The 14,473-nt window shown below is 67.1% G+C and carries 10 protein-coding genes; 6 read left to right on the top strand and 4 right to left on the bottom strand.

The annotated features are described in order from the left end of the window. Positions 1 to 42 precede the first annotated feature (42 nt). Both ACG00X_RS02325 and ACG00X_RS02330 read right to left on the bottom strand, forming a co-directional pair. Positions 43 to 666 carry a response regulator transcription factor gene (locus tag ACG00X_RS02325; protein ID WP_394486311.1) on the bottom strand — a complete coding sequence of 208 codons (624 nt, stop codon included), beginning with the start codon at positions 664 to 666 and terminating at the stop codon, positions 43 to 45. Then, positions 663 to 3,257: a PAS domain-containing sensor histidine kinase gene (locus tag ACG00X_RS02330; RefSeq protein WP_394486312.1), complete on the bottom strand. Its 2,595-nt coding sequence runs from the start codon at positions 3,255 to 3,257 to the stop codon at positions 663 to 665. The genes ACG00X_RS02325 and ACG00X_RS02330 overlap by 4 nt, the downstream gene beginning before the upstream one ends. A 200-nt stretch (positions 3,258 to 3,457) precedes the next feature. On the opposite strand from ACG00X_RS02330, the gene aceE reads away from it, so the two are divergent. From aceE to ACG00X_RS02350, 4 genes are all read left to right on the top strand, one after another. Next, the gene (gene aceE, locus ACG00X_RS02335; protein WP_394486313.1) at positions 3,458 to 6,166 is read left to right on the top strand and encodes a pyruvate dehydrogenase (acetyl-transferring), homodimeric type; all 2,709 of its coding nucleotides are present in this window, start codon (positions 3,458 to 3,460) and stop codon (positions 6,164 to 6,166) included. A gap of 18 nt (positions 6,167 to 6,184) precedes the next feature. Further along, complete coding sequence (gene aceF / locus ACG00X_RS02340; protein ID WP_394486314.1) at positions 6,185 to 7,846, top strand: dihydrolipoyllysine-residue acetyltransferase; 1,662 nt, start codon at positions 6,185 to 6,187, stop codon at positions 7,844 to 7,846. 66 nt (positions 7,847 to 7,912) lie between these two features. Further along, positions 7,913 to 9,712 carry a dihydrolipoyl dehydrogenase gene (lpdA, locus tag ACG00X_RS02345; protein ID WP_394486315.1) on the top strand — a complete coding sequence of 600 codons (1,800 nt, stop codon included), beginning with the start codon at positions 7,913 to 7,915 and terminating at the stop codon, positions 9,710 to 9,712. A gap of 180 nt (positions 9,713 to 9,892) precedes the next feature. Beyond that, a complete protein-coding gene (locus tag ACG00X_RS02350; protein WP_394486316.1) occupies positions 9,893 to 10,105 on the top strand; it encodes a hypothetical protein in 213 nt (70 codons plus the stop codon). Between the two features lie 65 nt (positions 10,106 to 10,170). Here ACG00X_RS02350 and ACG00X_RS02355 read toward each other — a convergent pair whose 3' ends face one another. Together ACG00X_RS02355 and ACG00X_RS02360 are read right to left on the bottom strand one after the other, a co-directional pair. Then, a complete protein-coding gene (locus ACG00X_RS02355) occupies positions 10,171 to 10,737 on the bottom strand; it encodes a hypothetical protein (protein ID WP_394486317.1) in 567 nt (188 codons plus the stop codon). A 6-nt stretch (positions 10,738 to 10,743) separates the two neighbouring features. Beyond that, positions 10,744 to 11,640 carry an HDOD domain-containing protein gene (locus ACG00X_RS02360; RefSeq protein ID WP_394486318.1) on the bottom strand — a complete coding sequence of 299 codons (897 nt, stop codon included), beginning with the start codon at positions 11,638 to 11,640 and terminating at the stop codon, positions 10,744 to 10,746. A 66-nt stretch (positions 11,641 to 11,706) separates the two neighbouring features. Between ACG00X_RS02360 and ACG00X_RS02365 the strand changes: the two genes are divergently transcribed. After that, positions 11,707 to 12,381 (top strand): transglutaminase-like cysteine peptidase, encoded by a 675-nt coding sequence (locus tag ACG00X_RS02365; protein ID WP_394486319.1) that lies wholly within the window; start codon positions 11,707 to 11,709, stop codon positions 12,379 to 12,381. 10 nt (positions 12,382 to 12,391) lie between these two features. Continuing rightward, positions 12,392 to 14,317, top strand: coding sequence for a bifunctional diguanylate cyclase/phosphodiesterase (locus ACG00X_RS02370; RefSeq protein ID WP_394486320.1), 1,926 nt, complete (start codon positions 12,392 to 12,394; stop codon positions 14,315 to 14,317). Positions 14,318 to 14,473 lie beyond the last annotated feature (156 nt).

The raw sequence follows: 14,473 nt of genomic DNA on the forward strand, positions 1-14,473 counted from the left end.
AAAGAGGCCGCATGCAGCGGCCTCTGTGAGCGGTGAGGGGGATCAGGCCTTCGCCGTGGCGCCGAGGGCGATCTTGAGCAGATCGGCCACGGTGTTGGCGTTGAGCTTTTCCATGATGTTGGCGCGGTGCGCCTCCACCGTCTTGATGCTGATGCCGAGATCGTCGGCGATCTGCTTGTTCAGCCGGCCGGCGACGATGCGCTCCAGTACCTGGGCTTCGCGGGTGGTCAGGCGGGCCAGCAGGGCATCGCGGCTGGCCGCTTCCTGGTGGCTGGAGAAGGCGTCGCGAGCCTGGTCCAGCATGCGCTCCACCAGCGCCAGCAGCTCTTCTTCCTTGAACGGCTTCTCGATGAAGTCCATCGCGCCTTTCTTCATCGTCTGCACGGCCATGGGCACGTCGCCGTGGCCGGTGATGAAGACGATGGGCAGCGGGCTTCTGCGCTCGATGAGCCGGTCCTGCAGTTCCAGGCCCGTCATGCCGTCCATGCGGATGTCGGCGATCAGGCAGGCCACCTCGCGCGGGTCATAGCGGGTCAGGAAGGACTCGGCGGAGTCAAAACACTTGACCCGGTAGTCCTTGCCTTCGAGCAGCCATTGCAGTGAATCACGGACCGCTTCGTCATCGTCAACGACGTAGACATTGCCCTTCTTGGGGATCAAGCTCATGGTGTGGTGGGTTCGGTTCTCTGAGCACTGCTAGCGGCACCGTGGGTGGGGTCGTGACGCAGGTGTTCGGACGTGATGGTGACCGGGATCGTGAACGCGAATCGGCACCCCACGACCAGTGACGCATTGTAAAGGTTCTCGGCTTTTATCCGCCCCTGGTGAGACTCGACGATAGACCGGCATAACCCTAATCCGATGCCCAATCCATCGGCCTTCGTCGAGAAGAAGGCCTCGTACATGCGGGCCAGCACCTCGTCCGGCAGGCCTGGGCCCATGTCGGTCACCGAGAACTCGATCTGCCCGCCCATCTCGACGCTGTGCTTGGGCACCACGCGCAGTTCGATGTGGCGGCGCGACGTGGGCAGCGACGCGTTGTCGATGGCCTCCGCTGCGTTCTTCAGCAGGTTCATCAGCACCTGCTCGATGAGGATGGGGTCGACCATCAGCTGCGGCAGCCGCTGCGCGACGTAGGTGTGGATGGCCACGTTGCGCCGGCGCAGCTCGATGCCGGCCAGCTCGACCGCGTCCTCGACGATTTCGGCCGCATGCGCCGGCTGGCGCTGCGGCTCGCTGCGCTTCACGAAGTTGCGGATGCGGTGAATGATCTGGCCGGCGCGTTGCGCCTGCTTGGCGGTCTTCTCGAGCGCCGCCATCAGCGCGTCCTTGTCGATGCTGTCGCTGCGCACACGGCTGACCATGCCGTTGCAGTAGTTGGTGATGGCGGTCAGCGGCTGGTTCAGCTCGTGCGCGACGCTGGAGGCCATTTCGCCCATGGTCATCAGCCGGCTGGTGACCTGGGCCTTCTCGGCCTGCAGCGCGGCCTGGGCCTCGGCGTGGCGGCGCATCGTGATGTCGGTGGCGATCAGCATCTGCGCCAGCCGCCCGTCGGTCCATTGCAGGTAGCGGGCGCGCACGTCGAACCACATGGCCAGTGATTCGACGTAGACCTCACGCGGGTCCGAGCCCATGTCGGTCAGCGCCTCGGACGGCAGGCCCGAGTAGTCGTCCACCTCGTCGGCGCTGTCGTCCAGTCCGCGCCGGCTGGTCGCCACGAGTTGGCCACCGGCCAGCAGCGCGTGGCCTGCGGGGTCGGCCCCGAACCACAGGCGGTAGCTGCGGTTGGCGAACAGCAGTTCCGGCGGATGCACCGACAGCACGGACACCGCCGCATCCAACCCTTCCAGCACGGTCGTGAAGCGCTCGTGCGAGGCCGAGAGCTGGTCTCGCACGCGCTTGGCCTCGGTGATGTTGGTCATCGAGGTCATCCAGCCGGTCTGCTTGCCCTTGGTGTCCACCAGCGGCGAGACGTAGACGCGGGCATCGAACTGGCTGCCGTCCTTGCGCTGGATCTTGACCTCGACGCCACCCGACGGGCTGCGGCCGCGCAGTTCCTGTTGCAGTGCGCGCGCGTTGTCTTCGCCGCGGTCGCTGGGCCAGAAGGGGTAGGGCGGCGTGCGGCCGACGAGGTCGGATTCCAGAAACCCCGTCATCGCGCAGAAGGCGGGGTTGACATAGGTGATGCGCGTGTCCATGTCCATCGCGCGCATGCCGGTCAGCATGGAGTTCTCCATCGCGCGGCGGAAGTTGGTCTCCAGCGTCAGCGCGTTCTGGATCTGTGTGCGACGCCGCATGTGGCGCCAGGTGCCCAGCAGCATCCAGACGGTGAGGCCGGCCAGCGCGAGCACCAGCCAGAAGAGTGCATTGCTGATCAGGCCGATGGAGGTGCGCCAGCCCTGGCCGCGCAGCACCAGGCCGTTGAGCGCGGGCGCGAGCGGCACGTCGTGCAACAGCGCCGCGCGGCGCAGGCCCTGGCCGGGCATCGGTGTGACGGTGCTGCTGACGATCTGGTCGCGGGCGTCGAGCACGGCGATGCTGTGGCGCGTGGAGACTTCCGGCGGCACGTAATAGCGCAGCAGCGCCTCGACGTTGTATTCAGCGATCAGCACTCCCGCGAAGCCGCCGCGGTCGATCAGCGGGATGTGCAGCTGAAAGACGGTGAGGTCGTTGCTGTCCGTGAAGGGCGGCGAATACACCGGTTGGCGGCGTTCCTTGGCCGCGTCAAACGCCAGCGCCGCGGCGTTGGACTGGTTGGGCATTGGCATGGACGGGTCCTTGCCGTCCATCGACATCAGCCCGTCGGCCTGGAAGCCCGCCGCGCCGACGCTGCTGCGGCGCTCGCGGCGCGCACTCAGCCACGTGACGTGCGTGAGCTCGGGGCGATCGCGGGCGAACGCCTGGGCCTGGGCGGAGAACTCGTGCGCGTCGATCTGCCGCGTGACGACCTCGCGGGCGATGCGCACCAGCTGTTCCTGGTTCTCGATGAGGCGCAGGCGGATTTGCTGCTGGGCGATCTCGGTGTCGCGCTTGACGGATTCGGTCTCGCGCTCGATTTCCTCGTTCCGCAAGTACCAGAACGCGGAAATGATGGCCGCCAGGAACAACAGCACCGACACCAGCGGGCCGAGCGTGGCCAGCCGGTCCTGGCGCGAGGGAGATTGGCGGACCCACCAGGTGGCCAGCAGGCGGCGCCAGGGCGCCAGCAGGCGCTGGCCGCGGGTGCGGTGGTCGGACGAGGGCGAATCGGCGGGCATCGGCAAATTATGTGGGTCGCGCCGGGTCTCCCGGATGTCATTTATTTCGCAATGAGAAATGGCTTCGCACCATTTGAGAAAGCGGCGGGTGCTGTGCGACACTCCGCCCGCTCGCGGCCCGTGCGGCCTGCGTTCGCCTTGTCATCACCCCTCAGAACACCCTGCCGCCCGCCAGAGGCGGCCCACGTAGGAGACCGGCCATGTCTGCTCAGCCGCAAGAGTTTCTCGGCGCCGCCGCGAACGACAAAGACCCGCAGGAAACCAAGGAGTGGCTGGACGCGCTCTCGGCCGTCATCGGCGAGGAGGGCGGTGACCGCGCCCATTTCCTGCTCGAGACGCTGATCGACCATGCGCGCCAGGCCGGCATCGACGTGCCGTTCTCGGCCAACACGGCCTACGTGAACACCATCCCGCCGGACCAGGAGGAGCGCTTCCCCGGCAACATCGAGATCGAGGAGCGCCTGCGCGCCTACATGCGCTGGAACGCGATGGCGATGGTGGTGCGCGCCAACCGCCACAACCCCGAGGACGGTGGCGACCTGGGCGGCCACATCAGCTCGTTCGCGTCGCTGGCCACCATGCTGGGCTGCGGCTTCAACCACTTCTGGCATGCCGATGACGGCGTGCACGGCGGTGACCTGCTCTACATCCAGGGCCACAGCGCCCCCGGCATCTATGCCCGCGCCTTCATGGAAGGCCGCATCACTGAAGAGCAGCTGCTGAACTTCCGCCAGGAAGTGGACGGCAAGGGCCTGTCCAGCTACCCGCACCCCAAGCTGATGCCGGAGTTCTGGCAGTTCCCGACCGTCTCGATGGGCCTGGGCCCCTTGATGGCCATCTACCAGGCCCGCTTCCTGAAGTACCTGCATGCCCGCGGCATCGCCGACACGAGCAAGCGCAAGGTCTGGGTGTTCCTGGGCGACGGCGAGATGGACGAGCCGGAATCGCTGGGCGCGATTGGTCTCGCCGCGCGCGAGAAGCTCGACAACCTGATCTTCGTCGTCAACTGCAACCTGCAGCGCCTGGACGGCCCGGTGCGCGGCAACGGCAAGATCATTCAGGAGCTGGAAGGCGAGTTCCGCGGCGCGGGCTGGAACGTCATCAAGCTGATCTGGGGCGGCTACTGGGACCCGCTGCTGGCGCGCGACAAGGACGAGCTGCTGCGCAAGGTCATGATGGAGACCGTCGACGGCGACTACCAGGCCATGAAGGCCAACGACGGCGCCTTCGTGCGCAAGAACTTCTTCGGCAAGCACCCCAAGCTGCTGGAACTCGTGGCCAAGATGAGCGACGAGGACATCTGGCGCCTGCAGCGCGGCGGCCATGATCCGCAGAAGGTCTACGCGGCCTATCACAAGGCCGTCAACACCGTGGGCCAACCCACCGTGCTGCTGGTGAAGACCGTCAAGGGCTTCGGCATGGGCAAGATCGGCGAAGGCAAGAACACCGCCCACCAGACCAAGAAGCTGCAGGACGAGGACATCCGCGCGATGCGCGACCGCTTCAACATCCCGGTGTCGGATGAAGACCTGCCCAAGCTGCCGTTCTACCAGCCGCCGGAAGGCTCGCAGGAACTGAAGTACCTGCACGAGCGCCGCAACGCGCTGGGCGGCTACCTGCCCAAGCGCCGCCCCAAGACCGACGAGTCGCTGAAGGTGCCCGAGCTGGCGACCTTCCAGGCCGTGCTGGACCCGACCGCCGAAGGCCGCGAGATCTCGACGACCCAGGCCTATGTGCGCTTCCTGACGACGCTGCTGCGCGACAAGGAACTGGGCCCCCGCACGGTGCCCATCCTCGTCGACGAGGCGCGCACCTTCGGCATGGAAGGCCTGTTCCGCCAGATCGGCATCTACAACCCCGCGGGCCAGAACTACACGCCGGTCGACAAGGACCAGGTCATGTACTACCGCGAGGACAAGGCCGGCCAGATCCTGCAGGAAGGCATCAACGAAGCCGGCGGCATGGCCAGCTGGATCGCGGCGGCCACCAGCTACTCGACGAACAACCGGGTCATGATCCCGTTCTTCGTCTACTACTCGATGTTCGGCTTCCAGCGCATCGGCGACCTGGCCTGGGCCGCCGGCGACATGCAGGCGCGTGGCTTCCTGCTGGGCGGCACGTCCGGCCGCACGACGCTCAACGGCGAAGGCCTGCAGCACGAGGACGGCCACAGCCACATCATGGCCGGCACCATCCCCAACTGCGTGTCCTATGACCCGACCTTCGCGCACGAAGTGGCGGTCATCATGCAGCGCGGCTTGAAGCGCATGGTGGAAGACCAGGAAAACGTCTTCTACTACATCACCCTCTTGAACGAGAACTACCCGATGCCCGGCCTGAAGGCCGGCACCGAGGAGCAGATCCTCAAGGGCATGTACCTGCTGGAAGAGGCCGATGCGGCCAAGCCGGTCAGCGTCAACCTGCTGGGCTCGGGCACCATCCTGCGCGAGAGCCAGGTCGCCAAGCTGCTGCTGGAAGAAGAGTGGGGCGTGGGCGCCAACGTGTGGAGCTGCCCGAGCTTCAACGAACTGGCCCGCGACGGCCAGAACGCCGAGCGCTGGAACCTGCTGCACCCGACCGAGCTGGCCTGCGTGCCCTATGTGACGCAGCAGCTGGGCCAGACCAGCGGCCCCGTCATCGCGTCGACCGACTACATGAAGAACTACGCGGAACAGATCCGCGCCTTCATCCCCAAGGGTCGTTCGTACAAGGTGCTGGGCACCGACGGTTTCGGCCGTTCGGACTTCCGCTCCAAGCTGCGCCAGCATTTCGAGGTCAACCGCCACTACATCGTCGTTGCCGCGCTGAAGGCGCTGGCCGATGACGGTGCGATCCCCGCCACGAAGGTGGCCGAGGCGATTCGCCGCTACGGCATCGACGCCAACAAGATCAATCCTTTGTACGCATAAAGCCGAGGGAGACAAGACATGGCATTGGTTGAAGTCCAAGTTCCCGACATCGGCGATTTCGACGAGGTCGGCGTCATCGAGGTGCTGGTCAAGGTGGGCGACACCGTCAAGGTGGAGCAGAGCCTGATCACCGTCGAGAGCGACAAGGCATCGATGGAGATCCCGTCGTCGCAGGCTGGCGTCGTCAAGGAGATCAAGGTCGCCGTGGGCGACAAGGTCAAGCAGGGCAGCGTCGTGGTGCTGGTGGAGGCCGCAGGCGCCGCCGCTGCAGCGCCCGCGCCGGCAGCCGCCGTGCCGGCCCCAGTGGCCGCAGTGGCCGCAGCACCCGCGCCGGCTGCTGAACCTGCTGCCGCTCCCGCAGCGGCCGCCGGTGGTTCCGTCACGGTCGTCGTGCCGGACATCGGCGACTTCGACGAAGTCGCCGTCATCGAGCTGCTCGCCAAGGTCGGCGACACCGTCAAGGTCGAGCAGAGCCTGATCACCGTCGAGAGCGACAAGGCATCGATGGAAATCCCGTCCTCCACGGCCGGTGTCGTCGAGGAGTTGCTGGTCAAGATCGGCGACAAGGTCAGCAAGGGCACGGCCCTGGCGCGCGTGAAGGCCGCTGGCGGTGCCGCTGCCACCCCGGCGCCGGCAGCCGCAGCGCCTGCTCCCGCAGCCGCAGCCCCCGTGGCCGCCCCGGCCGAAGCCAAGGCGCTGCCCACGGCCGCGCTGCCGCCACACCAGCCCGTCGCGCCGACGGGCAAGCTGCCGCACGCGTCGCCCAGCATCCGCAAACTCGCTCGCGAGTTGGGCGTGCCGCTGGCCGAGGTGAAGGGCTCGGGCGCCAAGGGCCGCATCGTCGAGAGCGACGTGGCCGGCTTCGTGAAGGCTGTCATGGCCGGCACGGTGCAGACCGCCGCGCAGAAGGCCGTTGCTCCCGCTGGCGGCTCCGGTGGTGGTTCGGGCCTGAGCGTGCTGGCCTGGCCCAAGGTCGACTTCGAGAAGTTCGGCCCCACCGAGCGCAAGGAACTGTCCCGCATCAAGAAGATCTCGGGCGCCAACCTGCACCGCAACTGGGTCGTCATCCCGCATGTGACGAACCACGACGATGCCGACATCACCGAGCTCGAAGCCTTCCGTGTCCAGCTGAACAAGGAAAACGAGAAGGCCGGCATCAAGGTCACGATGCTCGCGTTCATGATCAAGGCGGCCGTGGCGGCGCTGAAGAAGTTCCCCGAGTTCAACAGCTCGCTGGACGGTGACACGCTCGTCCTGAAGAACTACTTCCACATCGGCTTCGCGGCGGACACGCCCAACGGTCTCGTCGTGCCGGTCATCAAGGACGCCGACAAGAAGGGCATCTTCCAGATCAGCCAGGAAATGTCCGAGCTGGCCAAGAAGGCCCGCGACGGCAAGCTGGGCCCGGCCGACATGACCGGCGGCTGCTTCTCGATCTCGTCGCTGGGCGGCATCGGCGGCAAGTACTTCACGCCCATCATCAACGCACCCGAAGTGGCCATCATGGGCGTCTGCAAGAGCTCGATCGAGCCCGTGTGGGACGGCAAGGCCTTCCAGCCGCGCCTGATCCTGCCGCTGTCGCTGAGCTGGGACCACCGCGTCATCGACGGCGCGGCAGCCGCGCGCTTCAACGTCTACTTCGCCAGCCTGCTCGCCGATTTCCGTCGGATCGCGCTGTAAGCCTAAGTACTTGCGGGACAGACCGAGCGCTAGCGAGCTCTGTCCCCAACTGATTAGAAAGAACTCATGGCAACCATTGAAGTTCAAGTTCCCGACATCGGCGACTTCGACGAAGTCGGCGTCATCGAGGTGCTGGTCAAGGCTGGCGACACCGTCAAGGTCGAGCAGAGCCTGATCACCGTCGAGAGCGACAAGGCGTCGATGGAGATCCCCTCCAGCGCCGCCGGCGTCGTCCAGGAGATCAAGGTCAAGCTGGGTGACAAGGTCGCCAAGGGCTCGGTCATCGTGACGCTGGAGTCAGCCGGAGCCGCTGCGCCCGCGCCCGCCCCGGCCGCTGCCGCGCCGGCTCCTGCAGCCGCCGCGCCCGTGCAGGCGCCGGCCGCCGCCACCTACACCGGCAGCGCCGACCAAGCCTTCGACGTCGTCGTGCTGGGCGGCGGCCCCGGCGGCTATTCGGCCGCCTTCCGTGCCGCCGACCTGGGCCTGAAGGTCGCCATCGTCGAGCGTTACGCAACGCTGGGCGGCGTCTGCCTGAACGTGGGCTGCATCCCGTCCAAGGCGCTGCTGCACGTGGCCGCCGTCATGGACGAGGCCAGCCACATGGCCGACCTGGGCGTCGTCTTCGGCGCCCCGACGGTCGACATCGACAAGCTGCGCGCGCACAAGAACAAGGTCACGGGCAAGCTGACCGGCGGCCTGGCTGCCATGGCCAAGATGCGCAAGGTGACGGTGTTGCGCGGCGTCGGCACGGTGCTGGACGCGCAGAACCTGAAGGTCGAGGCGACTGAGGGCGCTGTCGGCCAGGCCAAGACCGGCCAGTCGCAGACGGTGGCGTTCAAACGTCTCATCATCGCGGCCGGCTCGCAGGCCGTGCGCCTGCCTTTCCTGCCCAACGATCCGCGTGTTGTCGACTCCACCGGCGCGCTCGAGATGGGCGTCAAGCCCGAGAAGATGCTCATCGTCGGCGGCGGCATCATCGGCCTGGAGATGGGCACGGTGTATTCCACGCTGGGCGCGCGCCTGGACGTCGTCGAGATGCTGCCCACGCTGATGACCGGCGCGGACCGCGACCTCGTCAAGGTCTGGCAGAAGTTCAATGCCCACCGCTTCGACAACATCATGTTGAACACGAAGACGGTCGCGGCCGAGGCCAAGCCCGACGGCATCTGGGTGACCTTCGAAGGCGAGGGCGCGCCCAAGGAACCCCAGCGTTACGACCTCGTGCTGCAAGCCGTGGGCCGCACGCCCAACGGCAAGAAGATCGGCGCCGAGAACGCCGGCGTCATCGTCGGTGACCGCGGCTTCATCCCGGTCGACGTGCAGATGCGTACCAACGTGCCCAGCGTGTTCGCCATCGGCGACATCGTCGGCCAGCCCATGCTGGCTCACAAGGCGGTGCACGAGGGCCATGTGGCGGCCGAAGTCTGCGCTGGCGAGATCCTGGGTGACGACAAGCTCAAAAAGAGCCAGTTCGATGCCCGCGTGATCCCGAGCGTGGCCTACACCGACCCCGAGGTGGCTTGGGTGGGCATGACCGAGGACGAGGCGAACGCCAAGGGCATCAAGTTCACGAAGGGCCTGTTCCCGTGGACGGCCTCGGGCCGCGCCATCGCCAATGGCCGCGACGAGGGCTTCACCAAGCTGATCTTCGACGAGGAAAGCCACCGCATCATCGGCGGCGGCATCGTCGGCACGCATGCCGGCGACATGATCGGCGAGATCGCGCTGGCCATCGAGATGGGCGCGGACGCCGTGGACATCGGCAAGACCATCCACCCGCACCCGACGCTGGGCGAATCGCTGGGCATGGCCGCCGAAGTGGCGCACGGCTCCTGCACGGACGTGCCCCCGGCGCGCAAGAAGTAAGGCGTCGCCCCATCCGCAGCCCGCTTCGGTGGGCTTCGGCCGGGCAACGCCGTACGCGTCGGCGCGGAGCGGCTGCGCCGAACTGGTGTGCTACCAGTTGTTGCGGGCGTGTGTCGCAATACCCTCAACCGGGGGCTCGTGCTGGCGCCGCCACTGCGGCACGTGGCCACAATCCCGGCCATGAAGTTGTTCTACGGCGCCATGGCCTTGCTGATGGCCGGCACCCTGTTGCCGTCGGTGTTTTTTCTGGTGCTCTACATGGCGACCGGCGAGCGTGTCGCGCTGGTGCGGGCGGGCAAGCTTTGGAATTTCCTGCGCGTTTTCACGCTGATGGGTTTCAACATCGCGCTCTGGGGCCATCTGGTGGTGGCGGCCTGGGAATTGGCGCATTAGCGCTCGTGGCCCGTCGTCGTGAGACGCAGGGCGGGCGCCGGCGACCAGGTCGTCAGGCGTGGCGCTTACAGGGCGGATTCGCGCATCTGTGGGCAGTTGGCGGTGCCGAACCGGTCGACCGGCATGCGAAAGCGCATGCCCACGCGCAGTTGGCGCCAGCGCTCGGGCGTGAGGCGGCACACCCAGGCGTGGTTCTCGCGGTCGCGCAGCTCGATCTCGAAATAGGCTTCCCGCTTGCCGATGCGTTCGCTGCCGGGCTCGCCCGGCGGTGCCAGCCGCAGTGGCGGGCGCGGCCAGTCCGGGCGGTCGCCGGGGCCGCCCTCGTTTTGCGCGATCCAGCTGCGGCGCCAGGCGAGTTGCGTGTAGCGGCAGTGTTCACCGGGGGTGGTGCGCTTGCCCGTCGGGTCGGCCAGCACGCGGCGGGTCACGTCCCGGGCGTCGGCGGGCATTTCATCGCACCAGTCGGAGCCGCTCTCGGCGCGCTGGCGCTCGATGATGAGCTCATAGCGCCAGCTCAGTCGGGTGGCCACCACGGCCACGCCCGACGGGCCGAAGATCCACCAGCCCAGGGTGATGAGCGTGCTCAGCGCCATGACGGCGAGCACGACGACGCGCAGGCGCGGCAAGCGCATCGCGGGTCAGACGGCGTCGAGCTGGGCGGTGACGGCTTCTTGCCAATGCGCCAGCTCGTCGTGGCCGATGTGCAGCCACTGCATGGCCGCCGCATGGTGCTGGGCCCAGTCGTCGTCTTCCGGCAGGCCTTCGTGTCGGCGCATCAGGTGTTCGGCAATCAGGCCGGCAGCGATCAGCGTGTGAACCTCGGGCTCGATGTCGTTGGCGCCCAGTGCCGTGAAATCATGGTGCAGCCGGATGGCCCCCATCAGTGTGGGCGGCAGGTTCCAGACCCGCACGACCAGCGCGCCCACGACGGCATGGTCGGTGCGGTGATTGGCGTTCTCGGTGGCGATGTAGGGCCGGTCGATGCGCGCTGCGGCTTCCGCCATCGTCGCGGCATAGCCCCTGACGCTTTGCAGCAGGACCGGCTGCCCCACATGCAGGAACAGCCCGAAGCTGTGGGCCAGGTCGAGCGACAGGCCGGGCAGCTCCGCGGCGATGGTGACCATCGCGATGGCGCGTTTGGTGCTTCGCTCCCAGAAGCGCGCGAGTTGCGGTGCGTTCACTGGGATGGCGTGCTGCGCCAGGAATGCCGTCATCACGGCCACGCTCTCGCGCAGGCCGATGCGGGTCATGGCCTGGCCGACATGGGTGCAAGGCAGCCCCACGGGCCGGAACAGCGGGCCGTTGGCGATGCGCAGCAGCGTGGCCGCCATGGCCACGTCACTCGAGGCGATGCGGGCGACCAGGTTGAGGTCGGGCTCTGGCGTGCTCATGGCCTGCTGCAGCTGGGCCAGCAGCGCCGGGCATGGGGGGATGTGGATGTGTTGCAACGGCCCGCGTCGGCGGGACTGGTCGAGATCGTCGCGGATCTGCTGCGCGCGGCTCACGCCGGCGTGGGAAGGTGCCGAGTTCTGCATGGTCCGAAAATCTTAGGGGTGCGCCGGGCCGGGTACAGTGAAATCAATCCTTGCCTGCCGTCAATCTTGCCGACTTATTCCGCCAGCTTTGCCTCTGCATACCGGCTCAGTCGATGGTGGCCGGTGTTGCTGGCCGCCGCGCCGGTGCTGGCCCTGGCGGCCTATGACGCGTCGCGGGTGCTGGAGGTTGCGGCCGAGCGTGGCCCGCGTGTGCTGGAGCAGGCCCAGGCCCTCGTGCAGCAGATCGATCGCAGCAGCACGCAGGATGAACTGCTGCGGCTGCGCGACATGAACGACTTCTTCAACCGGCGCCTGACGTTCCGGGAAGATTTCGTCACCTGGGGCATGCCAGACTACTGGGCTTCGCCACTTGAAAGTCTGGACAAACGGGCCGGCGACTGCGAGGACTACGCTATTGCCAAATACTTCAGTCTGGCGGCGTCGGGCGTGCCAACAGCCAAGCTGCGCATGGTCTACGTGCGGGCTCGTTTGCAGGGGCAGTCGTTGGCGCACATGGTGCTGGCCTACTATTCCCAGCCGGGCGTGGAGCCGTTGATTCTGGACAACCTGCGTCCGGAGGTCTTGCCCGCCTCGCAGCGGACCGACCTGACGCCGGTGTTCAGCTTCAATACGGAAGGGCTTTGGCAGGGGACCAGCCAGGTGACCGCGGGTGATCCGCAGGCTCGGCTGTCCATGTGGCGGGAACTGGTGGCCAAGGTAAAGGGCGAGGGATTCTTGTGAGGAAAACAACATGTCGTTGATGCGGCAGATCTCCTGGCTGGTGCTGGGGGTGGTGCTGGCCTCGTTGGTCGGGGCAGTCGGTCTATCGGCGCTGTCGGCGCAGCAACTCATGCAGACCCAGTTGGGCCTGAAGAATGCGGACAACGCGCAGTCGCTGGCGTTGGCGCTGTCTCAGCAGGGCGGAGACCGCGAACTGATTCGTCTGCTCATTTCTGCGCAGTACGACACCGGTGCGTACGAATTCGTGCGCTGGCGCGGCATTCGCGGCGAGACCCTGTTCGAGCGCGTGGGTGTGGCCAAGCCGGGTCAGTCGCCGGAATGGTTCAGGTCGCTGGTACCCATCGAGGCATCACCTGGCGTGGCCCAGCTCTCCAGCGGCTGGACGGCGATCGGCTCCGTTGAACTGAAAAGTCATTCCAGCTACGCGCACGACGCGCTGTGGCTAGCGTTGCGCCAGTTGATGGCCTGGCTGCTGGGCGTGGGCAGCGTGGCTGCGGTGGTGGCCTGGGTGGGCTTGCAGCGCATCCGCCGCCCGCTGGATGCCGCCGTCGCGCAGGCCGAAGGCGTGCTGGCAGGTAGTTATGGCCAGGTGCCCGAACCCAAGGTGCCGGAGCTGCAGCGTCTCACGCGTGCCATGAACGCGATGGTGCAGCGCGTGCGCGACCTCTTCGAGGCCCAGGCGGGCCAGTTGCTGGTGTTGCGTGAGCAGGTCCACCATGACCCGCTGACGGGGGTGTCCACGCGCCAGCATTTCCTGGCGGAGCTGGACGCGGCGCTGCAGCGTGACGATGGTCCGGCCGTCGCCGGCCTCGTGCTGGTGCGGCTTCGTGACGTCGGTGAATTGAATTCGCTGCTGACGCGCGGCGGTGTCGACGACGTGCTGCTGACCATCGTCACGGCGCTCCGGGCCTACCCGGAATCGGTGTCGGGCTGCCGGGTTGGCCGTTTGAATGGCGGCGACTTTGCGCTATGGCTGCCGGCCAAGGGTGTGGCGGCCGAGACGGCGCATGCGTTGTCGCACGCGCTGCGCGCCAGCCTGCCGGCCTTCGGGCCGGGTGTGCAGGTGGCGCTGGGTGCCGTGGAGTTGCCGCGCGAGCAGCCCAGCAGCGTGTGGCTGGGCGAAGCGGACGCGGCGCTGGCTCGCGCCGAGCATCTGAGTGAATCGCGCGGCGGCTTTGTCGTCGAGATCGTGGCTGACCCCGGGGTGGGCCGCGAGCAAGGTGAGGCGATGTGGCGCGGGCAGTTGCAGGAGGCTATCGCCAAGCAGCGCGGTCGCCTGGTGGAGTACCCCGTGCGCGACCGCAGCGGGCGCGTGCTGCATCTGGAGTGCCCGTTGCAGCTGCAGTTGCTCGAGGGCGGGGAGCCGCTATCGGCCACGGCCTGGTTGCCGTTTGCGGTGCGGGCCCGGCTGACCTCGGCTGTCGACCTGTTCGCTGTTCGCCTGGCGCTCAAGGCGATCTCGCAGGATGGCCAGGCGCGTTGCATCAACGTGGCGCCTGCATCGTTGTCCGATGCCAGCTTCCTGCCGAAGTTGCGTGAACTGCTGAGCCAGTGGCCGCAGGCCGCCCGGTCCTTGCTGCTGGACCTGGCCGAGGCCGCTGCGACCGATCACTTCGAGCGGCTGCTGGAAGTGGGGCTGCAATTGCGTCCGCTGGGCGTGAAGCTGGGTATCGAGCATGCCGGCGCTGGGTTGGCGCAGGTGGAGCGGCTGTATCAGGCTGGGCTGGATTACGTGAAGCTGGATGCGTCGGTGTTGCTCGGCGTGGCCGGCGAGGCAGGGCGGGCGGCGTTTGTGCGCGGCATGGTGATCATGTTGCGCAGCCTGGCGCTGAAGGTCTACGGCGAAGGCGTTGTCGATGAGATGGATGCGCAGGCGTTGTGGGACTGCGAACTGGATGGCATCACGGGGCCGTGGGTGACGGCGAGTGGTTCTTGATGTTGGGTTGCTTTAGCGGAGCGTGCGGCTCATCGGTGCATTGCCGGGAGTCCCGCCCGGCGGCGGGGTAACTTTCTTCTGCGGCGCCAGAAGAAAGTCACCAAAGAAGAGGCGCTGAACCGCACACGAGCGCGGCACCGCCAGGAGCGGCGCGCG

The sequence above is a fragment of the Pelomonas nitida genome (assembly GCF_043555975.1).
Taxonomy (GTDB): Bacteria; Pseudomonadota; Gammaproteobacteria; order Burkholderiales; family Burkholderiaceae_C; genus Pelomonas; species Pelomonas nitida.